The 23,437-nt window shown below is 71.0% G+C and carries 16 protein-coding genes; 5 read left to right on the top strand and 11 right to left on the bottom strand.

All coding sequences use genetic code 11. The annotated features are described in order from the left end of the window. Positions 1–121: 121 nt before the first annotated feature. On the top strand, positions 122–1,219 hold the full coding sequence (locus ABZ815_RS20850; RefSeq protein WP_357700167.1) for a hypothetical protein: 1,098 nt from the start codon (positions 122–124) through the stop codon (positions 1,217–1,219). A gap of 86 nt (positions 1,220–1,305) precedes the next feature. Then, positions 1,306–5,130, top strand: coding sequence for a hypothetical protein (locus ABZ815_RS20845; RefSeq protein ID WP_357700165.1), 3,825 nt, complete (start codon positions 1,306–1,308; stop codon positions 5,128–5,130). Between the two features lie 160 nt (positions 5,131–5,290). Here ABZ815_RS20845 and ABZ815_RS20840 read toward each other — a convergent pair whose 3' ends face one another. Continuing rightward, positions 5,291–5,764, bottom strand: coding sequence for a MarR family transcriptional regulator (locus ABZ815_RS20840; RefSeq protein ID WP_357700163.1), 474 nt, complete (start codon positions 5,762–5,764; stop codon positions 5,291–5,293). Between the two features lie 94 nt (positions 5,765–5,858). Between ABZ815_RS20840 and ABZ815_RS20835 the strand changes: the two genes are divergently transcribed. After that, a complete protein-coding gene (locus tag ABZ815_RS20835) occupies positions 5,859–6,827 on the top strand; it encodes an NmrA/HSCARG family protein (protein WP_357700161.1) in 969 nt (322 codons plus the stop codon). 250 nt (positions 6,828–7,077) lie between these two features. Next, positions 7,078–7,326 carry a hypothetical protein gene (locus tag ABZ815_RS20830; protein ID WP_357700159.1) on the top strand — a complete coding sequence of 83 codons (249 nt, stop codon included), beginning with the start codon at positions 7,078–7,080 and terminating at the stop codon, positions 7,324–7,326. A 312-nt stretch (positions 7,327–7,638) separates the two neighbouring features. Here ABZ815_RS20830 and ABZ815_RS20825 read toward each other — a convergent pair whose 3' ends face one another. Genes ABZ815_RS20825 through ABZ815_RS20810 form a run of 4 tightly spaced genes read right to left on the bottom strand, consistent with a single transcriptional unit; the run spans position 7,639 to position 12,823 of the window. Further along, positions 7,639–8,385 (bottom strand): ATP-binding cassette domain-containing protein, encoded by a 747-nt coding sequence (locus ABZ815_RS20825; RefSeq protein WP_357700157.1) that lies wholly within the window; start codon positions 8,383–8,385, stop codon positions 7,639–7,641. Position 8,386: 1 nt separating this feature from the next. After that, positions 8,387–10,267, bottom strand: a complete 1,881-nt coding sequence (locus ABZ815_RS20820) for a dipeptide/oligopeptide/nickel ABC transporter permease/ATP-binding protein (protein ID WP_357700155.1) — start codon at positions 10,265–10,267, stop codon at positions 8,387–8,389. Between the two features lies 1 nt (position 10,268). Further along, a complete protein-coding gene (locus ABZ815_RS20815; RefSeq protein WP_357700153.1) occupies positions 10,269–11,249 on the bottom strand; it encodes an ABC transporter permease in 981 nt (326 codons plus the stop codon). Between the two features lie 14 nt (positions 11,250–11,263). After that, complete coding sequence (locus ABZ815_RS20810) at positions 11,264–12,823, bottom strand: ABC transporter substrate-binding protein (RefSeq protein WP_357700151.1); 1,560 nt, start codon at positions 12,821–12,823, stop codon at positions 11,264–11,266. Between the two features lie 239 nt (positions 12,824–13,062). Between ABZ815_RS20810 and ABZ815_RS20805 the strand changes: the two genes are divergently transcribed. Next, entirely contained in the window at positions 13,063–14,730 is a 1,668-nt protein-coding gene (locus ABZ815_RS20805; protein WP_357700149.1) for a DUF885 domain-containing protein, read from the top strand. On the opposite strand, the gene ABZ815_RS20800 is transcribed toward ABZ815_RS20805, so the two are convergent. The 6 genes from ABZ815_RS20800 to menC all read right to left on the bottom strand — a co-directional run bounded on the left by ABZ815_RS20800 (position 14,710) and on the right by menC (position 23,427). After that, positions 14,710–15,960, bottom strand: coding sequence for an amidase (locus ABZ815_RS20800; RefSeq protein WP_357700147.1), 1,251 nt, complete (start codon positions 15,958–15,960; stop codon positions 14,710–14,712). The genes ABZ815_RS20805 and ABZ815_RS20800 overlap by 21 nt on opposite strands. Next, entirely contained in the window at positions 15,957–17,159 is a 1,203-nt protein-coding gene (locus ABZ815_RS20795; protein WP_357700145.1) for a CoA transferase, read from the bottom strand. Before ABZ815_RS20795 ends, ABZ815_RS20800 begins: the two co-directional genes overlap by 4 nt. Beyond that, positions 17,143–18,372 carry a methylaspartate ammonia-lyase gene (locus ABZ815_RS20790; protein ID WP_357700143.1) on the bottom strand — a complete coding sequence of 410 codons (1,230 nt, stop codon included), beginning with the start codon at positions 18,370–18,372 and terminating at the stop codon, positions 17,143–17,145. Before ABZ815_RS20790 ends, ABZ815_RS20795 begins: the two co-directional genes overlap by 17 nt. Then, positions 18,372–20,312, bottom strand: a complete 1,941-nt coding sequence (locus tag ABZ815_RS20785; protein WP_357700141.1) for a S9 family peptidase — start codon at positions 20,310–20,312, stop codon at positions 18,372–18,374. Before ABZ815_RS20785 ends, ABZ815_RS20790 begins: the two co-directional genes overlap by 1 nt. Before the next feature lie 126 nt (positions 20,313–20,438). Continuing rightward, positions 20,439–22,052 (bottom strand): helix-turn-helix domain-containing protein, encoded by a 1,614-nt coding sequence (locus ABZ815_RS20780; RefSeq protein WP_357700139.1) that lies wholly within the window; start codon positions 22,050–22,052, stop codon positions 20,439–20,441. Positions 22,053–22,311: 259 nt separating this feature from the next. Beyond that, on the bottom strand, positions 22,312–23,427 hold the full coding sequence (menC, locus tag ABZ815_RS20775; protein WP_357700137.1) for an o-succinylbenzoate synthase: 1,116 nt from the start codon (positions 23,425–23,427) through the stop codon (positions 22,312–22,314). Between the last annotated feature and the right edge of the window lie 10 nt (positions 23,428–23,437).

The following is a 23,437-nucleotide window of genomic DNA, read 5'->3' as shown; positions in this document are numbered from 1 at the left end:
TGTGACGAGCGTCATGTCACGAGCGGCCGCCCGCACTTTGTCTCTGTAACGACGGTCCATGAGTCACCGCCGGGCCAACGGCGCGATGGCCGTCGATTCGAGAGACGATGCGGGAGAAGAGATGTTCGTCAAGAAGAGGCTGCTCATCGCGGCCGTGTCGCTGATCGCCGCCGCCGGTGGAATGACGGCGCCGGCCTCGGCCGACGACGGCGGCGCCTCGATCAGCTCCTGGGGCTTCCCCGGTGAGGGGTCCAACTGGCAGCCGGTGACCTACGCCGGCGGTCAGATCACCAGCAGGTCCACTCCGGGAGAGGCGCGCGACGACCGCGGCAACATCCTGCACGCCTGGCGCGGCGCGGACAACGACTCCATCTGGATCTCGTTGAACAACGGGCCCGCGTACTCGCTGCCCAACGCGCAGACATGGACGCCTCCGCGGGTGATCTGGACGGACGACGGGGGCCGCGGCAACTTCCGGATCTTCCACACCGGCACCGAGGGCCACGTCTACCAGCACCGCGTCCAGCTCAGCCCGAGCTACCAGCTACCCGCCACCCTGCCCAGCTGGACCAGGATCCCCAACGACACGCGCACCACCGACACCGAGCCCGTGGCGGCTGCCGCGCTCCCCGGCAACTCCTTCATGCTCGCCTGGAACAGCCAGTCCACCGACGACATCTGGACGATGTACTACAACGGCGACACCGGCACCTACAGCTCGCCCAGCGTCGTGCCGGGCGCGCGGAGCAAGGACGCGCCGGGACTGGCCGCCCAGGTGGGCACCAGCGCCGACCCCGCTCCCTGGAACCAGGTCGTGCTCGCCTTCACGGGCACCGACAACTACGTGTACATGTCGCGGCAGCGGTACGGGACCGGCAACTGGACGAATCCGTTCCGGGTCTATGCGACAGGCACCCCGGGCTACACGAGGAACGGCCCGTCCGTCGCGCTCTCCCGAAGCGGCTACGGCGTCATCACCATCACCGAGGACCGTGACAACACCATCGGCAGTTACATGATCTCGCGCGACGGCGGGTGGAGCGGCTACTACGAGGAGAACAGCTTCGCGCTCTCACCCGGCAGAACCCCGCTGGCCGTGGTGGCCGGTACCGATCTCTACTACGTCATCAACGGTTCGGCCGGCGGCAAGAGCGGCGTGCTGTGGAAGAAGGTCTACGACTTCGCGGCGATGCCCACGCCGTCGGCCCCGCAGTGGTGAAGCCGGCGAACGCTCAGCCGGACATCGTCATCGTCACCGGCGCCGGATCCCGGCGTCCGCGTCCTTCTCGGAGAGATCACGTGAGAATGGTCCGACCAGCGGCGGCCATGGTGTGCGTCCTGCTGCTCTCGTTGTCGTCGCCGGGCATCACCTCGGCGGCGTGGGGGGCGTCCGCCTCCCCGACGTCCGTGACCGCACCTGCCACGGCGGAGGACCCGCCGTGGGCCGGGCCTGGGGCGTCCGGCCCTGACCTGAGTCACGACAACCGCACGGCCCCGCCGGCCGGACTGCCGGACTGGTCACGCGCCGGGTACCGAGGCGGCCAGGAGCTGCCTGAGGGCGATGCGGATCTGACCGACGACGCCTCCTGCCGTATCTCGCCGGAGAAGCTCGCCTCCTCCTACGGGGTGACGGCGGACGACGGGACCGACGACACCGCCGGACTGCAGAAGGCGATCGACCACATCAAGAGCGACTGCTCGCCGAACGCCAACTTCAACCGGCTCTCGCTCATCGAGCTCCCGGCAGGCCGGATCGACATCACCCGGCAGATCTACGTAGACGCGGGATTTCTGATCGTACGCGGCAAGGGCTCCGGCGACGGCGGCACCAGGCTGGTGTTCAGGCCGGGCCTCCAGACCCGCTACGACCAGGTGATCAACGGCCGGTGGGACCAGGAGAGCATGATTGCCGGCACCGCCCCCGACATCGGCAACGGTGGCTGGATCTGGCCTGGGCGTGGCATGTTCCGCGTCCAGACCCGGGAGGTGGCGACCCGGTACAAGGACGACTGGGAGCTGGCCTCCAGCCTGCCCATGCGCAAGGACCTCTACGAGGGCAGCGTCAACCAGCACTGGGTCTCCGGCTTCAAGGTGGCCGCCGCGGCCGATGACCCGGGCTTCTCGGCACGAGCGGGAGGCACGGTCGTGCGGCTGGACGCGAAGGCCGACATGACCAGGTTCAGGCCCGGCGGCTATGTCTGGGTGGGCGCGGCCAACAGCAGGAAGTTCTACGCGCAGCAGGGCATCACCGAGCAGAGCATGATCGAGGCGCTCCACATGCGGCAGGAGATGTTCCGGCTCAGCCGCATGGACGCCACGGCCAAGACCATCACGCTGGACCGGCCGCTGAGGTGGGACCTGCCGGTGAACTCCGAATCGGACGGCTCCGAACCGCTGAACGGCAACGGCACCCCGTACGCCAGCAAGGTCACGCCGCTGAAGGTGGTCGAGGGTGTCGGGTTCGAGGACTTCTCCTTCACCCAGGACATGAACGGCCTGCCGAAGATCGGCGGCCAGGAGACGTACTCGCTCACTCCCGAGCAGGCCGTGCACAACTACGGCAACCTGGCGCCCGAGTACGCCATGCACGGCATCGTGTTCAAGTGGGCGGCGAACAGCTGGGCGCGCGGGCTCAAGGCCACGATGACCGGCTCGCACCCGATCGTCACCGAGGTGGCGCGCAACCTGCAGATCGAGCGCAACAGCTTCGACGGCGCCTGGAACAAGGGCAAGGGCGGCAACGGTTACCTGCGTGGCAGCCGCGTGTGGGACTCGTTGTGGGCGCACAACCTCAGCCGCGACCTGCGCCACTTCACCTTCCAGTGGTCGGCGGGCGGCAACGTCGCCTTCCGCAACGACCTCGACTCCGACCTGAACCTGCACGGCGGCTGGGAGCACGACAACCTGTTCGAGCAGAACACGGTGCGAGTCCCCTACGAGCACCGCTCGGCCAGTTGCTCCGCCAACTGCGGTGGCGAGGGCGGCGAGATGGACGCGGGCACCTGGTATCCGATCTGGTGGGCGGCCGGGCCCAAGGCGGGCAAGTGGGCCGGCTCCTCCGGACCGCAGAACGTCTTCTACGACAACACGCTGAGCAAGCAGACCACCGCCGGCGGCCCGTTCGAGCCGTACCGGCCGTACGGCGCCCAGGCCGGCACCGCCTTCCAGTTCGGATCGGACGGCTCCGACCCACACGCGTTCCTGCCCCTGAGCCAGAACGGGCAGGCGATCACCGACTGGACCGGACAAGAGACCCTGAACTACCAGGGCAACGGAGTGGCCGCCCTCGACGTCGGACACCGGCAGTCGCTGTTCCTCCGCGACGCCGGCGGCGAGCTCCCCCCACGTGACCCGGAGCTCGTCGAGATCAAGGCGGCCACCTGGAACATGGCCGGCGCGTCCTCGCCGCAGCGGGGCGACAGGTACGCGACCGCGCTGCCCGCTTTGCACACCCGGGAGAGTCCTCCCAGGGAGAACGACATCCTGGCCCTGCAGGAGACCGGCTATCCCGCCGACCGGCACTATTGGAGCAAGGACACGATCGCGCAGGCCGACTACGTCAAGAGGATGCGCGACGGCAGCACGAACGCGCCTCCCGTCGAGGAGATCTGGCTCAGCCGGACCAGTGGAGGCCGCGGCGGAGGTTACCTCTACTGGCTGAACACGAACGTCGACACCGGTTCCGGCAACCCGGAGAAGATCAATCTGGCCGTCTGGACGCGGAGAAGTGTCCGCAGGGACGAGATATTCGTCGTCCCCGGAGCGACCCGGAACGGCGTTCACGAGGGCAAGTCCCGTCCCGCGCTCGGCGTCAACTATTGCGGGGTCGTCTACTTCACCTGGCACGGGGCCGCAGCAGGCGGCACGGACAACGTCACGATGCTGAGGAACATCAGGAGTCGTATGGAGAACGCCGGCCCGAACGGACAGCCGCTGCGCTGGGTGGTCCTCGGCGACTACAACATGGAGGTCTACGGGCAGGCGGGACTGCTGAACGCCCTCGGCGGCGACGCCCCTCAGTTCGACGTACTGCCCTCCAGCGGACCCACCCGGCCCGTCACGGGACGCACCATCGACTACGCCGTCACCCGGAACGGCGTCACCCCGGCGCTCTACAGGGGGTACGGGTTCGGGACGCCGATGACCGACTTCGAAATGTCGGACCACCTTCCCGTCGAATACGACTTCTCCTATCTCACCGAGGACCCGCGGTGCACGACGTCCCAACCGGCGCGGCAGGCGAAGGCCGTTCCGCGAACGACGCAGAATCTCAGAAGCGCCTCCAGCACCCGTTCCCCCTACCCTTCGGGCGCGGGGACGCGGCCCGGCAGCAGTCGCCTCAAGACCAGGACGTTCGCCCGGTCCGAGCAGAGCGCGCACAATTTCCGGTTCCTGGCCGCCGGTGACGACCCGGGACACTATCGCGTCCTGCACAGCCTCACGCGTACCTATCTGGGCCAGGAATCCGGACTCGCCGACGCGCCGGCGATTCTCCAGGGCTCCGACGAGGGCGACTCCCAGCTGTGGCGATTGCTCGACATGGGAGACGGCACCTGGATATTGCTGAACAAGGCCACCGGCCAGGCGTTGACCGCCCTGGATCGCGCTGACGGCGAAGAACTGGTGGGTCGTGACCTCGCCGACGAATTCGATCCCGACCAACGCTGGTTCCTCCAGGACGCCGAGAACGAGGCGCTGGACGTCGATGAGATCGTCACCGGCGCGGGATCGGCCATGACCGTACAGGACTCCGATCCGGAACCGGGCACGCCGGTGGCGCTCGAACCCGACAGCGACGATTCCGAAGAAGAATTCATGCCCATCTACGCCGACAAGACCGCGGATTATTACTGCTACTACCTGGTCCACAAGGGACTGTATGTCAATTCGACGGCCACCAACCCCGCGGTCGGCGACGGCAACCTGCTCACGCTGAACGAATTCCGTCCCAATGACGGCGGCTACATGTTCTGCACCCCACCGGCCGACAGGCACGCCTCACCACTGACGACGGTGGGCCAGTACGACGCGCAAGGCCGCTTCCTCAACCTCGGCGCTGTCGGCCCGGGTCTGCTGGCGCTGAGCGCGTCCTACGGGCTCACCTGGACCTGGAAAGCCATCGCAAGCTGACCGTCGGCGGCACAGTGCCTGCTGATCACCACAACGGATCACGACCCATGTCGGACGCCTTCGCCGGGCCGCGGAAACGGCCCCCGCCAGTGCCGTACACGCGCCCCGGCGAAGGCCCGGCACCCTCGTTTCTCGCCCATGCCCCGGCGCGGGAGCGTGGTCACAACGAGCAGTCCCGCTCCCGGTGCTCGTCGAGCGCGCGGAGCACGTCGGCGCAGGCCTGCGCGAAACCGGCCAGCCGCTCGGGGCCCAGCACGTCGATGAACAGGGCGTGCACCAGCTCGGTGTGCTCGGGGACGGCCTTGTCGATCGCCGCGCAGCCCTTGTCGGTGAGCCGCACGTCGGGATATCGGCGGTCGTCGGAGTCCACCCGCTCGACCAGCCCGCGCTGCGCCATCCGGGTGAGCTGGTGGGACAGGCGGCTCTTCTCCCACTGGGTCGCGGCGGCCACCTCCGCGACGGGCATCTCCCGCCGCTCCGACTCCGTGAGCCGGACCAGCACCTCGAAGTCGGCCGCGGACAGGTCGCACTCGCGCTGCAGGTGCTGCTGCAGGTGAGAGCCGAGGTGCTTGGCCATCTCGATGTACGTGCGCCACATCCGGTCGGCCTCGCCGATGTCCTGCTCCCATCCCATGACGCCCACCCTACCGGTCGCTTGACGTATCAACCTGGCGCTGTATGGTGGCCGGGTTGATGCATCAACCTGAACAGCTGAGAGGACTGTGTCTGTGAGCGAGCAGCAGATCATCGCCGTGGTGGGCGCGACCGGAGCGCAAGGAGGCGGGCTGGTCCGCGCGATCCTCGACGACCGCGGCGGGCGGTTCGCCGTGCGAGCCCTGACCCGGGATCCGGGTTCGGCGCGGGCCAGGGAGCTGGCCGCCCTGGGGGCCGAGGTCGTGGGGGCCGATCTCGACGACGCGGGCAGCCTGCGCAGGGCGTTCGACGGCGCACACGGCGCCTTCGTGGTGACCAACTTCTGGGAGCCGCGCACGCCCGAGGAGCAGCGGGCACGGCCCGCTACCACCAAGGAGCGGGAGCAGGCCGGCAACGCCGCGCGGGCTGGCCGGGAGGCCGGCGTCCGGCATTTCGTCTGGTCCACGCTGTCCGACACCCGCGGCTACTTCCGTCCGGACGACGGGACGCCGAGCTTCGAGGGCACATACAAGGTGCCGCACGCCGACGGCAAGGCCGAGGCCGACCGGTTCTTCCTGGAGTCGGGCGTGCCCACCACCTTCCTGCAGGCGAACGTCTACTACGAGGCGTTCCAGGACATGTTCGCGCCCCGGCGTGACGAGACGGGCGCGCTGGTGCTGCCGCTCGGGTTCGGCGAGGCGCGGGTGGCCGCGCAGGCCGCGGAGGACGTCGGCAGGACCGCGCTGGGGATCTTCCACCAGGGGAACGGGATGGCCGGCAGGCGGGTGAGCGTCGCCGGGGACGTGCTCACCGGCGCGCAGTACGCCGCCGCGCTGAGCCTGGCGCTCGGCGAGCCCGTCACCTACCAGGCGGTCAGCCCCGACATGATCCGGGCCGCGGGGTTCCCGGGCGCGGGCGAGGTCGGCAACATGCTCCAGTACCTGATCGCGGCCGCCCCCGACATCGCCGAGCTCATCGACTTCGAGCTACTGCGTGAACTCGATCCGCGACTGCAGACGTTCGACGCGTGGCTGGCCACTCACCGGGACACCATCCCGCGCTGACCGGCGCCCGCCCCTCCCCGCCCGCGGCCGCCCCGGCATTCGTGGCACCACGAGATCGGGAGCCACCCTGTCCGCGCATGCGACCCGGCGAGCCACGGCGATGCGGATCAGGGCCGTGAAGCCGCCGGGCGAGGCATCGGCCATGACCTACGGACAGAGCCCTGGATCGAGAGTAGTCGTACAGATCAACGACGGAGAGAACCAGGACATCCATTTCACTGTCCCAGCCGGCCGCCGATGGACCGGTTCCATGTGGGCTCCCTGGGTCGGCCGTCAGGACGAGATGTGGAAGAGCATCACCATCAAGTGGGGGAACCGGAACCGCTACTGGGTGTTCCAGAGATACGGCGGGTCCGACCACGGCGATATCAAGTGCAGCGCGGTGGGCGACTTCGACAACAGTGGCCGCGTGTCCGCCAACGGCATCGAAGGCGGCAGGAAGAGGCTCGTCATCCGCAACAACGACACCCTCTTCCTGGAGTGGATCAGTTACCCATGAACCCGACCCGAAGCGATCAGCGACAAGCCTGCGCTTGCCGAACAACACCACCCCACCTGCGACCTGGGCGTTCTCATGCAAGAGACCACCGAGCCGGTCCCGTCGGAAGACAATGCCGATCGAGAACCCGGTTTCGCGGTGGGGGCGGCTACGCCGGCGAGCTGCTTACCGACGGCCCCGGCGAGGATGACCCGGTGGTTGTGGTACGACGCCCGGCGGGCGCAGGATCATCGCCCGCCGCCACCAGGTCGAGCGTCGCGTAGGTGTCGATGAGGAACGACTTGGACACCTCGAGTCCGGCATCGACTCCGGCTATGAGCGGCCACCCATCGTCATGGTCGGGACGGCTTCGAGGAGCTGCTTCGTGTACGGGTGCGCGGAACGCTCGATGACGTCCTCCGTCGTACCGTGCTCGACGAGCCGGCCGGACTTCATGACCGCGATCGAGTCGGCCACGTAGCGGACCACGGCGAGGTTGTGCGAGATGAACAGGATCCCGACCCCGGTCCGGGTCTGGATCTCCTTGAGCAGGTTGAGTACGGCACCCTGGACCGAGACGTCGAGCGCCGACGTGATCTCGTCGGCGATCAGGACCTCGGGCTCGGCGGCGAGGGCGCGGGCGATGGCGACGCGCTGCCGCTGTCCGCCGGAGAGCTGCCGGGGGCGCTTGTGGACGTCGCCAGGATCGAGCCGGACCATCTCGAGCAGCTCGGTGACCCGGGCCGACCGCTCCCGCCGCCCGCTCCCCCGGGGCAGGCCCTCGGCGATCGACGCGCCGACGCTCATCCGCGGGTTGAGGGACGCGTACGGGTCCTGGAACACGTACTGCAACGGCGGGCGGTCGCGCGGGTCGAGCAGCGCCCCCTTCCAGAGGATCGTGCCCGAGGTGAGCGGGGCGAGGCTGACCGCCGCCCGGGCGAGGGTCGACTTGCCGGACCCCGACTCGCCGACGAGCCCGACGACCGAGCCGGCCGCCACGGTCAGGCTGACCTCGTCGACGGCCGTCACGGCGCCCCGATGGTGGCCGTACCGGACAACTATGTCGCGGAGCTCGAGCACGTCACGCCTCGCTTTCTAGGACCGGCAGCAGCGGATGCCAGCAGGCGACGGCGCCGCCGCCCGAGTCGGCCAGTTCGGGACGCGCCTGCCGGCATCGGTCGTCCGCCCGGCCGCACCGGGGCGCGAACGCGCAGCCCGGCGGCAGGTCAGAGGCGTGCGGCGGGCGGCCGGGAATGTTCGCGAGCGGCCGCGACCGGTCCGTCGACATGTCCGGGATGCTCGCGATCAACGCGCGGGTGTACGGATGCGTGGCCTCGGCGAGCCCGCTGACCGGCAGTTCCTCGACCACCCGGCCGGCGTACATGACCAGGACCCGGGACGCGTTCTCAGCCACCACCGCGATGTCGTGGCTGATCAGCAGGACGGCGGCGTCGCTCTCCTGGGAGATGCGCCGCAGCAGGCCGAGCACCTCCTTCTGGACCGTCACGTCGAGGGCGGTGGTCGGCTCGTCGGCGACGATCAGCGCCGGCTGGGCCATAAGGCCCATCGCGATCGACGCACGCTGGCGCATGCCGCCGGAGAACGCCATCGGGTACTGCTTCGCCCGCGCCTGCGGGTCGGTGATCAGCACTGCGCTGAGGCGGTCGACGGCTCGTCGCCACGCGTCCCGGCGGCTGAGGCGTTCGTGGGTCTCCGCGACCTCGGCGAGCTGGCGTCCGACCTTGAGCGCCGGGTTCAGCGACGACATCGGGTCCTGGAACACCATCGCGAGCGAGGTGCCGAGCAGCCGCTCGCGGTCGCGGGGGCGCATCCGCCGCAGCTCGTTGCCCTTGATCTGGTGCACGTCGGCCTCAGCGACGTTCGGGTACGAGGTGAGCTGCGCGGCCGCCATGGCGGTGAGGCTCTTGCCCGATCCCGACTCGCCGACCAGCCCGACGATCTCGCCGCGGCGAAGGCGCATGCTGACGTCGACGACCGGGGAGAAGGGCGCGGTCTCGCCGGGTACGGTGACGGTCAGGCGCTCGATCCGGAGCACCTCGTCGCCCGGTGGCGGCGTCTCGGCCGGGGCCGTATCCCGGCGCTGGGACCTGAGGGACGGGAGCCGGAGGTGACCGTGCTGGCTGCCGCCGAGGACCTGGGTCAGCAGCTCGCCGGCGAGGACGAATGCGAGACCCGCGACGACGATCATGATGGACGGCGCGAGCGCGGCCGCGGGGTTGGTGTAGATGGCCGGCAGCCCGTCGGCGAGCATGCGTCCCCAGTCGTACTGCGGCGGTTGCACGCCGAAGCCGATGTAGGACAGCGCCGATATGCTGAGCAGCGCCGCCCCGACCTGGCTGGTCGCGTTGATGACGAGGGGTTCCGAGATGTTCGGGATGACGTGGCGAATCAGGATCCGCCACCGCGGGACCCGGAGCAGTCGCGCGGCGGAGACGTAGTCGGCGTTCGCGACGCCGCTGGCGGTGGTGTGGGTCAGCCGCGCGAACGAGGGCGCGAAGGCGATCGCCATCGACAGCACAGCGCCGCGCGCCCCCACTCCGAAGATCATGGCGAGGAACAGGGCGAGCAGCAGCCCGGGAAAGGCGACCATCAGGTTCAGGACGGCGACCACCATTCGGCCGGCGCGCCGGCCGAGCACGACGGGGACGGTGCCGATGATCAGCCCGCAGGCCACGCCGATGCCGACGACGAGCAGAGCGAGGACGAGGGACAGCCGGGTGGCCACCAGCGTCCGCGTGAGGACGTCGCGTCCGAGGGCGTCCGTGCCGAACGGGTGCGCCGCCGACGGTCCCGCCTGGAGCGCGCCGCCCGCGATCTCCGTGGCCCGGTCGCCGAGCAGCAGCGGCGCCACGACGGCGGTCGCGACCAGGAGCAACAGCAGGGCGACCGTGACCACGCCGAGCGGCGACGACAGGTGATGGCGGGTACGTGACCAGGACACGTCAGCTCTCCTTGATCGTCGAGCGCGGGTCGATGACGGCGATCGCGATGTCGACCGCGAGGTTGATCAGCAGGATGCCGGCGCCGAAGAAGAGCGCGACCGCCTGGACGACCGGGTAGTCCTTGGCGAGCACCGAATGCACGAGCTCGGCGCCGACGCCGGGCCAGGCGAACACGTTCTCCACGAGCACGGTGCCGGCCACCATCGACGCGAGGATCATGCCGGAGACGGTCAGCGTCGGGGTCAGCGTGTTCGGCAACGCGTGCCGCAGGTAGATCAGCCGCGCCGGGAGGCGCTTCGCGCGCGCCGCCCGGATGTAGTCCTCGCCGAGCACCCGCTGGGTCTCGGCCCGGACGATCCGCGCCAGGTAGGCGGCCGGCCCCACGACGAGGGCGGTCACCGGCAGCACGAACGACGCGGGACCGGACAGGCCCGCGACCGGCAGCGCGTTGAGGGAGACGGCGAAGACGAACACGAGTCCGACCGACACCAGGTAGTCCGGCACGGAGAGCGCGAGCCCGGTCACGCCGCCGAAGCCGAAGTGCAGGCCGCGGCCCCGGCCGTCCCGGGTGGCGATACCGAGAAGCAGGCCCACCGGTATCGCCACCGCGAGGCAGACCACGAACGCGGTCAGGCCGAGCTGGAGGGTCGCGGGCACCAACTGTGCCATCTTCTCCCGCACCGGCGTCTGGGTGTCCAGGGACGTACCGAGGTCGAGGTGGAACAGGTTCCAGAGATAGTCCAGGTACTGCCGCCACAGCGGGTCGTTGAGCCCGAGACGCTCCCGGGTGGCCGCGATGGTCTCCGGCGGCGCCATCAGGCCCAGGGCTCCGCGTACCGGGTCGCCCGGCAGCGCGTGGACCATGGCGAACGATGCGGTGACGACGACCGCCAGCGAGACGACGAACCTCCCCAGCCGCCGGATCAGGAATACCGGCCACGGGTGCCTGGCGCGCAGCGACGACTTCACAGAACCTCCCATCCTCCCCGCCGTACCTAGCGCAGAACCCGGAGCGAGGTGGGCTCCAGCACGCGGGCGACGACGTCGAACTTGGCCCCGTTGCCCCAGTAGAGGTAGGGCGAGACGCCGATCGGGGTGATGTCCGCGTCCTTGATCAGGGCGCCCTCGCCCGCGTTCCAGTCGGCGCAGCCGCCGGTGCCGGACTTCGCCTGCGCCGCCTTGATCGAGCTGTCGAAGACGTCGTTGTGCATCGAGCCGTAGTTGATGCCGCCATGCGACGGGGTGGCGCCGGAGAAGAACGGCACGAGCGTGGCCGGGTTGGACACGCCGAGGCCGATGAGGGTCGCGGTCCACGGGCCCTTGCCGCCGAAGACGACATCGGACCGCGCGTTGAACGACTGTCCCTTGAGGTCCACCTTGACGCCCAGCGCCGTCCACTTCTGGCCGATGTACTCGGCCGCCGCCGCGGTCGTGGTGTCCTCGTTGTCGTAGACGAACGCGACCTCGAGCGGCTTGCCGTCCTTGGCTCGGGCTCCGCCGCCGGCGGCCGTCCAGCCGGCCCGGTCGAGCAGCGCCGCCGCGGCGGCCGCGTCGTACGCCGGCTTGTTCGGGGTGACGGTGTCACCGCTGCAGATCTTCGGGTCGGTCAGCAGCCCGTTGGCCTCCTGTCCGAGGCCGCCGGTGGCGACCTGGGCCAGTTCCTTCATGTTGAGAGCGCCGACGAGCGCGCGCCGGACGTTGACGTCGGCAGTCGGCAGACCGGCGGCCTGGTTGAAGGTGAGCTCGTCGTCGATGATGCTGCCGCCGTCCGAGAACACCTTGGCGGCCTTGAGCCGCCGGGTGTCGGCACCGGAGAGGAGCGAGATGTTGACGCCCTTGCTCAGCAGGAGGTTGGCCGTCGTGGTCACGCTCGTCACGAGCTTGAAGGTCACCTTCGCCGGCATGCCCTTCTCGGCGGTCGAGGCGCCGTTCGGCCCCCAGGCGTACCCGTCGCGGCGGGTGTACGTGTACTGGTTGCCGGCCTGCACGCTGGAGAGGACGAACGGACCGGAGCCGGCGGAGGCGGCCTTCAGAGAGTCGCGGTTCTTGATGGCGTTCGAGCAGACCAGCGGCAGCTCGGCCAGGTTCTGCAAGAAGAAGGGCGCGCCCTCCTTGAGCTTGACCGCGACGGTGCCGGCGGCCTTGTCGGCCGTTGCCGTGGCGCCGGCAGGAACGGCGGCGCCACGCATGGGTGAGCCGTTGCCCTCGGCGGCCACGTAGTTGATGTTGTCGGCCACCGTCTGCGCGTCCATCGGCGAGCCGTCCGAGCAGGTGACGCCCTCGCGGACGGTCAGCGTGTAGGAGGTTCCCTCGCCGGTCCACGACTTGACGACGCTGGGCGCCACCTCGCCGGAGTCCAGCAGCTTGACGGGCGTGTCGTAGGCGAAGACGGCCATCATCTTGTTGACGCCGTTGACCGAGCGCTGCGGGTCGAGCGCACCGGGGTCGCTGTCGATCGCGATGGTGAGCGAGCCACCGTCGGCATAGTCGTCGCCGGACGAGCTACCGGTGCTCCCACCGTTGGAGCAGGCAGCCAGCGCGACCGTCGAGCACAATACGGAAATCGAGACACGAAAAGGGCGATTTCGGACCATTGGCGTGTGACTTCCTCTGCGGCCGGCGGGACGAGCCAGCTCGGCGCTGGGTGATGTAACCCACGATTGAAGCCACAGCGCGGCAGCGATTCTTGTCCAAGCCCACAAAGGTGCCCGTGCTCGATCGTGGCCAGACCCAAGCCCCACGGTCGCCCCTCACTTTAACGTCGTCCGTCAGACCGTACCCGACTAGGTGAAACATGGATCAAATGACGGAGGGGTCCGGGTTGGTGGACGTCGAAAGCCTCGGCAAGCGGTACCAGGAGCTCCGATACCGCACGGCGCCCACCTGGGCGCACCTGATCGGTGAGTACTCGGTGGCAGGGCACTTCGAGGACGTCAGCGCGACGGCCGAGGCGGCCGAGCTCGGCGAGCTGCGTGAGGTGGCACATGCCGCCGCCGCGCTCGCCCGTACGCCGGACGGCACACCCGTCTCGCTCGACGGCGCGGTCCTCGCCTGGCAGGCCGCGACCAGAGCCGACGTGCTCGAACACCGGTTCGCCGAGCTCGACGTCGACCCGCTCTTCGGGCCGGTGACCCAGTTCCCGGGCCAGGTCGCCAAGCTGGCGCTCCCGTCCGCCGAGGTGGCCGGCGCCCTGCCGAAGAAGTACCGCGGCTTCGCGCGCAATCTGCGCGACAGGCTGGAGCGTCTCGCTGCGGGCCGCGCGGCCGGCCGTACCCCGGTCGCCTTCGCCGTGGCGGACACCGTGGACAGGGTGCGGAAGTGGCTGCACACCCCGCTCGAGGACGACCCGCTGCTGGCCGTCGACCGCGCCGCGCGCACGGATCACCTGCGCGCGGTGGTCGGCGAGGTGGTGCGCCCCGCGCTGGCCGACTATGCCAACGCGTTGACATGGGAGGTCGCGCCGTCCGCGCGGCCCGACGAGCGGTGCGGGCTGTGCTGGCTCGACGACGGCGATCGCGTCTACGCCACCCTGGTCCGCTCGCACACCACCACCGACCTCCACCCTGACCGCATCCACGAGATCGGGCTCGCCCAGGTCGCGGCTCTGGACGAGGAGTACGCCGCCCTCGGCCGGGAGGTCTTCGGCACCTCGGACGTGGCCGCCGTCATGGCCAGGATGCGCGACGACCCGGCCCTGCACTTCGACGACGCCGCCGGCCTCGTACGCGCCGCGGAGGTCGCCCTGGCCCGGGCGACCGACCGCGCCCCGGGCTGGTTCGGGCGGCTGCCGCGCGCCGCGTGCGCGGTCGAGGCGGCGACGAGCGGATCGCTCGGCCAATACATGCTTGCGCCGAAGGACGGCTCGCGGGGCGGGACGTTCGTCATCAACGTCTCCGATCCGCGTGCCTGGGCCCGGTACGAGGTTGAGGCCCTCGCCTTCCACGAGGGCGTTCCCGGGCACCACCTGCAGATGGGCCTCGCCGCCGAGCTCACCGAGCTGTCGGAGTTCCGCCGCACCACCACGGTCACCGGCTTCCTCGAGGGCTGGGGGCTGTACGCCGAACGGCTCGCCGACGAGATGGGCCTCTACAGCAGCCCGCTGGACCGGCTGGGCATGCTGTCGTTCGACTCGCTGCGGGCCTGCCGCCTGGTCATCGACACCGGCCTGCACGCCAAGGGCTGGAGCCGGCAGCGGGCCAAGCGCTTCCTGGCCGAGCACTCACCGCTGAGCCCGGGGCACATCGACGCGGAGGTCGACCGGTACATCGTGACGCCGGGCCAGGCTCTGGCCTACTTGGTCGGCCGGCTCGAGATCGTGCGGATCCGGCGGGAGGCGGAGCGCCGGCAGGGTGCCGGCTTCGACCTGGCCCGGTTCCACGACGTGGTGCTCGGCGCGGGGCAGCTGCCTCTGCCCTTGCTGGAGGCGCACGTCGCCGCGGCACTACCAGGCGTCGTCGGGTAGTGCGCCGGGCGGGCGGCGGCGATGCCAGTCGCTGACCGCCTGCACGGCTTCGCCCACCATGAGCAGGGCCCGGTCGGCGTCGCGCCGGCCGACCAGCTGTGCGCCGACCGGCAGCCCGGCCGGCGAGGGCGACACCGGCAGGCCGACGACGGGCAGGCCGGTGACCGACCAGCAGCCGGTGAGCTGGTTGATCCGCCGGCTGACGAGGGTGAGATCGCCGTCCCCGGCAACGGGCGCGACGAAGGGCGTGGCCGGCACGGCGATGACGTCGGCCTCGGCGAGCACCTCGTCGACCCGGGCCCGCCAGACGGAGGCCACCGCGAGCGCGCTCTCGATCTCCTCGGTGGTGACCCGGCGGCCCGCCTCGATCCGCCCCTTGATCCCGGCGCAGACGCGGGCGTCGTGCCAGTACGGCCGGAGGTGGCGGATCGCCTCGGAGTTCTGCAGCGCGGCCATCGCCTGGTGCACCCGATCGACGTCGCGCAGGGCCACCCGCCGGATCTTCGCGCCGTGCGCGCCCAGCAGGTCGAGCAGATCGCGGAAGCCGGCGGCGACCGCGGGCTCCAGGTCGTCGAGGAAGTACTGCTCGGGTACGGCCACGGTCAGGCTGGACAGGTCCCGCGGCGGAAGGGGTCGCGAGCCCGTGCCGGCCATGACCTCCAGGGCGATGCGGGCCTCGGCCGCACTACGCGCGAGCGGCCCGACGACGTCCATGCTGGGGCTCAGCGGCGTCACTCCCAGCGTCGGCACCAGCCCGTGGCTCGGGCGCAGCGTGGTCACCCCGCAGAACGCGGCCGGGTTGCGTAGTGAGCCGCCGGTGTCCGTGCCGATCGCGAGCCGGACCAGGCCCGCGGCGACCGCGACGGCCGACCCGCCGCTTGAGCCGCCGGGGATCCGGTCCAGGTCCCACGGGTTGCGGCAGGCGCCCCACGTGTCGTTCTGCGTGGTCGCCCCGAAGCTGATCTCCTCAAGGTTCGCCTTGGCGACGATCCGCGCGCCGGCGGCCCGCAGCCGGCGCACCACCTCCGCGTCGATCACCGCCGCGGGCGGATGCGGGTCGCGGAGCCCGTCGGTGCGCACCGTCCCGGCGACGTCGATGTTGTCCTTGACCGCGATGGTCCAGCCCGCCATCGGGCCGTTCTTCCCGGCCCCGGTGTCGTCCTCGATCAGCTGGGTCAAAGCGTTCAGCCGGGCAGCGAGCGCCACCACGGCGGCGGGAGCGCCGCTCACCGGTCACCGCCGAAGGCGCCGCCCCGTGCAAGATCGGCCAGTTCCGCGGTGCTCATGCCGAGTTCCTCCCGCAGGATCTGCTCGCGGTGCTCGCCGAGGCCCGGCGCGCGGTCCGGTGTCGGGTTCTCCCACCAGGCGCGTCCCGCCGTGCGCACGTGCCGTACCGTACCGAAGCTGGGATGGTCGGTGTCGACGACCAGGCCGCGCTGCGCGGCCTGCGGCTCCTCGAAGGCCTCGCGCAGCCCGTTGACCGGGCCGCACGGCACGCCCGCCGCCGACAGCAGGCCGACCCAGTGGTCGGTGCCGTGCCGGGACAGGGCGGAGTCCAGCACCGCGTCCAGCTCGGCCTGGTGCGCCTGGCGGCCGGCGAGCGTCGCGAACCGGGGATCGGCGGCGACCTCGGCGACGCCCAGCACCTTGGTCAGGCGCTCGAAGAACACCGGCTTGACGCAGGCGAGCATCAACCAGCCGTCCGCGGTGGGGTAGGCGCCGAACGGCACTACCGAGGGGTGCGCCGACCGGGTCTTGCGGCGGGTCTCGTGCCCCCGGGTGAGGAACCAGGTCGCCGGGTAGGAGAGCATCGCCATCGCCGTGTCGAAGAGGCTGACGTCGCACTCGCCGCCGACGCCGTCGCGCCGGGCGACGTGGACCCCAGCCAGCAACGACATCGCCGCGACGACTCCGCCGCAGTAGTCGACCAGCGAAAGGCCGCTCTTGGTCGGCGGTCCGGCCGGGTCGCCGGTCAGGTCCATCCACGCGGCGAGACCCTGGACGACGTAGTCGTACGCCGGCTCCGCCCGCCGCGGCCCGGTCATCCCGTAACCGGACAGCGAGCAGACCACCAGCCGCGGATTGAGGTGGCTCAGGTCGGCGTACCGGAGGCCGAGCTTGTCCGGCACGTCCCCACGCAGGTTGTACATGAGCGCGTCGGCGCCCTCGACGAGGCGGTGCAGCACCGCCACGCCGGCCGGAACCGAGAGGTCGAGGCAGATGCTGCGCTTGTTCCGGTTGAAGCTCTGGAAGAAGAGGCTGTCGTCGTCCTCGGCGAACGGCGGGACATGCCGCCCGATGTCGCCGCCCGTACGCGCGTCCTCGATCTTGATCACGTCGGCGCCGAGCTCGGCGAGGTGCAACGATCCGAACGGGCCGGCGCCGTACTGCTCGACGGCGATGATCCTGATGTCACTGAGTCCCGTCACGTCTGCTCCTGTGCTCGATGACCGCGTGGGTGCGTGCCATCTCGTTCCTGGTCACCATCACTGCCTCGTCGACGCCCATGCCGGGCCGGGCCAGCAGCACGTCCGCGCCCGCGCCCATCGCGACGTGGGTGGCGATGCGGGCCGACAGGTCGGTCTCGGTGCACGACCCTCCGAGGTACGCCGCGACGCCCGCGGCCCGGCAGGCGAGAACGGACCGCACGGCGTCGTCGAGGCTGCCGACGTCGGGCATCTTGATCTGGATCATGTCGGCCGCCCGCGCATCGAGGAAGGCCAGCACGTCCTCGTGGGTGTTGCACCACTCGTCGGCGACGATCTGGACGCCGGTTTCGTGTTCGCGCAGGCGCAGGAGGACGTCGATCTGGGCCCCCCGCGACGCCGCGCGCATCGGCTGCTCGACGCGCAGCGGGAACGGCGCGCACTTCTCGGCCAGCCGGGCGAGGAAGCCGGCCACCTCGGCCGTGGAGGGGAAGACGTCGCCGAGGGTGCCGTAGCAGTCGATGTGGATCACCGGCTGGTAGTCGTCGTCCGGGCGCCGCGCCAGCACCCGGTCGCGTACCCAGCCGACATACTCCAGCAGCAGGTGGCCGCCGGGCCCGACGAGCAGATCGGCGTTGTTGATCAGCCCGTGCGGCAGGCTCTCGACTCGGCGCAGCACCATCCGGTCGACCGCGCCCCGCCGGTCCTCGCCGGACTGGGCGAGCAGCGGGACTGGACCGATCGGATCGGCGCCGCCGTACTCGGCGGCGACCACCTCGGCCATCGTGCGCCGGGTGGCGTTCGCGGCCGCATCGAGCAGGGCCTGGCTGACCCCGTACGCGACCGCTCGTGGCAGCCCGAGCGGCGCGATCAGGGCGGAGGTCTCCCGGAACGAGTCCACGGTCGCGTCCAGCAGGACGTCGCGCAGCACCGGCAGCCAGCGGTCGCGGGCCGCCTCCGCCAGCAGGACGGGCTCGCGTCCGGAGCCGCCGGCGTACTGCACCGACACCCCGGCCCCGGTGGCCACGCGGTCGTCGTCGAGGAAGAGCGAAATCTGCAGCGACTCGCTGGGCTGGCGGATCGCGCGGTAGCCCGGGGTGAGCGCGGGGCCGTCGTAGAAGTAGCCGTCGCGTACCGCCCCGGCCTTGATCGCCGCCTGGTCGTCGTTGCTGTAGGTGCCGATGCCGGGCACCGCCAGAATCTCCGAGACGCGCATCAGCCGGCGTACCTTGTCACCCAGTCCACGACCCGGGCGTTGTAGTCGCGCCGGAACCGGGGCGGGCTGTTGAACAGCATGTTGTGCGACGCCTCCGGGTAGATCACGATCTCGGTCTGCACGCCGAGCTCGCGCAGCGCCGTGTGCCACTGCCTGGCCTGGTCGAGCGGGCAGCGGACGTCCGCACCGCCGTGCAGGAGCAGCGTGGGAGTGCGTACCTCGGCCACGTGGGTGATGGGCGACATCGCCGCGTAGTTCTCGGCGTCCGCCCAGAACGCGCCGCCCCACTCGCTGGTCGACAGGGCGCGCCGGTTGTCGGTCGTGCCGGCGGCGCTGCGCAGATCGCTGATGACGCCCCCGCCGACGGCCGCGGCGAACCGGTCGCTGCGGCTGGTGAGGTAGCAGGTCATGTAGCCGCCATAGCTGTAACCGGTCACCGCGATGCGGTTGTTGTCGACGAGACCCTCGGCGACGAGCTCTTCGAGGGGCTCGAGGAAGTCCGCGGTGTCCGAGGTTCCCCACCGGCCACTCACGGCGCGGGCGAACTCCTCGCCGTAGCCGTCGCTTCCCCGCGGGTTGAGCAGCAGTACGGTCCAGCCGCGCGCGACGAGCTCGTGGTGGTAGAGGTGCACGGCCTCCGCGGCGCCGTTCCAGGCGTTGTGCGGGCCGCCATGGATGTCCAGCAGCAGCGGCTGCGGGCCGGTGGCGTCGGGGTCGCGCATGACCCATCCGGTGACGGCCGTCCCATCGGAGATGGTGAACGTACGCTCGGCGCGCGGGGCCGGACGCCGGTCGCCGAGCCGCTCGCGATGGTTGGTCAACTGGGTCGACGTGCCGGTCGCGAGGTCCAGGACGTAGATCTCGCCGAACGTGTCCGGCCCGTTGCCGATGAACGCGACCAGTGTGCCGGCCACGCTCAGGCTCGAGACGTTCTGGTCGGGCGCCGCGAGCAGCGCGGTGGGGGTACCGCCGGTCTCGGGCATGGTGTACGGCACGACGTAGCCGCCCTCGCGCACGCAGAACAGGACCGTCCCGAGCTGCGGCACCACGCGCGGCGTCGAGCCGGGATAACCGGGCGCGCCGTACATGACCTGCCGGTCCATCTGCTCGGTGAGGTGCCGGGCCGTGCCGTCCGCCGGATCGACGAGGAGCAGGCCGGTGAAGCGCGCGGGCCCCTCCGGGTGGCCGCAGACCAGCAGCCGGGTGCCGTCACCCGTCCAGGCGAGCGGCCCGGCGCTGCCGGATAACGGGCCCGCCGGCCGCGGGACCCGTCCGGGGTCGCCGAGGTCGATGGTGTACGCGGCGGATTGCCGGGTGAGGTCGGCGTCCGCGGACATGGCGGCGGAGAAGGCGATCCGGGTGCCGTCCGCCGACCAGGCCGCCCCGGATGCGCTCCACTCGCCGGCGGTGATCTGCTCGCATCCGCCCGTGCCGACGTCGGCGATGTGGATGTGCTGCCGCGGGGCGCTCAGCACGCCGGCGCCGTCAGCGTAGTAGTCGAGGCGGCGGCTCACGACCGGCGCGCCCCACGCCCACGTGCCCTCGGACTCCGGGGGATCGGCCGGCGCGGTGAACAGCAGCCGCGAGCCGTCCGGGCTGAACGCCGGGGCGCCCGCTCCGCCGGGCCGGCGGGTGAGCTGCCGCGCCTCGGACGTCCCGACGTCGAGCAGCCAGATCTGGGGCCGGCCGTCGGTGGTGCGCAGGAAGGCGAGCAGCCGGCCGTCCGGCGACCAGGCCGGGGCGCAGTCGCCGACGCCGTCGGTCAGGCGGCGCGGGTTCCCGCCGCCGGTGGGCACCAGCCACAGGGTCTGCTCGACGCGGTCCGCGTCGAGGTCGTCGGTCTGGACGACGTAGGCGACCGCGCTGCCGTCCGGGCTGATCGCCGGTTGCTTGGGTACGTCGATCCGCCGGATGTCGTCGACAGTCAGATAGCGGTTCACACCGGGCCTCTCGTCGGTTGCCTGGATGCCGGACACCGCTGATCGTCACAAGTCCGGGGGCGGCGGCGCTGGTGTCGCGGCACGAAATTGCGGGCGCCGGGTAGCGCCGCGCGACGAGGCTGCCGGTCAGGAGCGCATGAAGAGCCGGAACTGGAGCATCAGCGACAGCCGCTCGTCGTGGTTGTCCAGGCTCATCCCGGAGACCTCCGCGACCCGCTTCAGGCGGTAGCGGAACGTGTTGGGGTGGACGTGCAGCGACGCCGACGCGGCGATGTTGTCGCCGAAGTGGTCCAGCCACGCGCGCAGTGTCGGCACCAGGTACCCGTGGCGCTCGTCCTGCTCGACGAGGCGGGCGAGCGGCCCGCTGAGGCCCATCCCCCGCGCCGACACCAGGTCGGCCATCTCCATCATGAGCAACTCGTACGCGTGCTCGACCGTCGAGCAGACGCGGTCGCCCTGCTGCGCGCTGCGGGCCAGCCGCAGCGCGCGGTCGGCCTCCTCCCGGGCCCGCGGGAGGGCGTAGGCGTCGGGCGCGACGGCGCTGACCCCGATCACCGCGGCGGACCGCCGCCCTACCCGGGCGAGGAAGTCCTTCGCCATCCGCTGACCGCGGTCCGAGTGCGGGTCGGCGGCAGGGGGCAGCGGAACGATCCCGTACACGATGTCGCCTACCAGCGCGGCGGAGGCGCCCGGCTGGACGGTGCCGAGGTGCATGTCGAACGCGTCACCGATGCGCAGCAGCTCGGCCGCGCGGTCGCCGCGCAGGCGTGCGGGCTCGTCCTCGCCGTCCGGGAGCGCGACCGCGAGCACCAGCATCGGGCGGTGGGGCAGGCCCAGCCGGGCCGCGACCTCCTCCGCCTCCGGGCCGCCGGCCAGGACCTGGGCGGTGAGGTCCGAACGCATTCGGCGCTCCACGTTGGCGTTCGCGCGGTGGCTCAGCAGGTGCACGGCGACCGTGCCCTGCAGCTCGCGGAAGGCCTGCATCCGCTCGTCCGAGAGCGGACCGGGGACCGCGGCCCACACTGAGCCCAGGATCTCGTCGTCGGCCCGGATGCCCAGCACGACGCGGGGCATCGTGAAACCGCCGTACCCGCTCTCGGGCGGATCGACGAAGAGCGGCTCCTGGGTGCGGTACAACTGGCGGAAGATGCCGCGCTCGGTGAGATCCTGCGTGGCCCAGGGCGTGACCTGGCGGTTGAGGATCGCGCCGATGCGCGACGGGTCCGCCTCCTCCTGCCGGATCGAGAAGGCGAGCACCCGGGAGTCCCGGTCCTCGACCGTGACCGGCGCGTCGAGGATCTCGGCGATGGCGTTCGCCAGGGCGAACAGGTCGCCGGTCGGGACGCCACCGAGCGGCGCCGCGAGCGCGGGGCCGGACGAGCCGTTCACCAGCGGCGCGAGGGTCGCGGCGAGCTGGATCCAGGAGTTCTCGTTGCCAAGCGCGAGCACCGGCACGACGGTCCGCGGGCCGGTCAGCGAGGCGACGACGCTCTCGTGGACGATGAGCGCGCCGCCCTGGCGTGCCACCCGCTCGCTGAGGGCGGTGAGCTGCTCACCAGCCTGGACCCCGACGGCAAGAACCAGGGGACGCCGCGACCAGGCGACCTGGTCGGCCGGGTCGAAGATCACCAGGCCGTCGACGATCCGGCCGAGGTCCTGGCCGTCGAACGCCGGGCGGAGCAGGGTGTGGCCGGCGTCCTCCAGGATCCGGGCCAGCGTGATCGACGGTCCGTCTGCCACGACGGATGCTTCCGGCTGTTCCGGGCGCTCCACAACCGTGATTCTAGCCACGGCCGATTTGCCCGATCTTGTTCCACGGCACTATCGACCTGCTCGATCTGGTGCGGCAGCACCATCTTCACGGGGCTTCGGGGGTCACTGCGGGATGGGCGGTAGCGGTCGCCGCTGTCTATGAGGCCGCCGAATATCACGCTCCACACCCCGCACCCAGACTCGGTATGAATCACTACAGACGAGACGCCGATTCTTCAGCGGCCTCCTATAGAGGCAGCCACTCGGTGTGAACTGTTGCTGCGGCGAGGGCTTCGGGGTCGGGGGTGACGCCCAGGCCCGGGCCTTCCGGGACTGACATGTAGCCGTCGCTGAGTTCGAGGGGTGGGGTGATGTCCTGGTGGTAGAAGCGCGATGAGGCGGAGATGTCACCTGGTAGCCGCATGCCGGGCAGGGCGGCCAGGGCGGCGTTCGCGGCGCGGCCCAGGCCGGTCTCGACCATGCCGCCGCACCAGACCGGGACGTCGTGGGCTTGGCAGAGGTCGTGCACGCGCCGGGCCTCGAGGTAGCCGCCCACCCGGCCGGCCTTGATGTTGACGACACGGCACGCGCCCAGTCTGATCGCGTCGGCCGCGGCCCGGGCGGAGGTGATCGACTCGTCCAGGCAGATGGGGGTTCGCAGGTGGCGGGCCAGCTCGGCGTGGCCCAGCACGTTCTCCTCGGCCATCGGCTGCTCGATGAGCAGCAGGCCGAAATCGTCCAGTTTCCGGAGTTGGTCGACGTCGGCGAGCGTGTACGCCGCGTTCGCGTCGACCTGCAACGGGATGTCGCCGAACGCGTCCCGGATCGCGCGCACCGCCGCGACGTCCCAGCCTGGCTCGATCTTGAGTTTGATCCGCCGGTATCCGTCGGCCAGGTAGGCGCCGACCGCGGTGACCAGCTCGTCGAGGGTGTCCATGATGCCGACCGAGACGCCCGCCGGCACCGACGTGTGGACGGCGCCGAGCGCGCGGCTCAGCGGCATCCCCAGACCCCGTAGCTCGGCGTCCCAGACCGCCATCTCGAGCGCCGCCTTGCTCATCCGGTGCCCGCGGAAGCGATCCAGCGCGGCGCTGACGAGGTTGACGTCGATGGCGGGCAGGTCGCGCAGCGCGGGCACGAGGAAGTCGCGCAGCGTGATCATCGCCGCGCCGACGTACTCCGAGGCGTACAGCGGGTGCTGGGCGGCGACACACTCGCCCCAGCCCTCGGCGTCGGCGGTGACGGCGCGGAGGATCAGCACGTCTTTGGTCGTCTGGGTGCCGAAGGAGGTGCGGAACGGCGACACCAGGGGCAGCCGGAGCCGCCGCATCTCGATGCCTTCCAGCGCGGATACCTTACCCATCAGGGTCACC

Source organism: Nonomuraea sp. NPDC047529, assembly GCF_040642995.1.
Taxonomy (GTDB): Bacteria; Actinomycetota; Actinomycetes; order Streptosporangiales; family Streptosporangiaceae; genus Nonomuraea.
The sequence above is the reverse complement of the archived record's forward strand: the minus strand, read 5'-3'. Positions and strand labels throughout refer to the sequence as shown.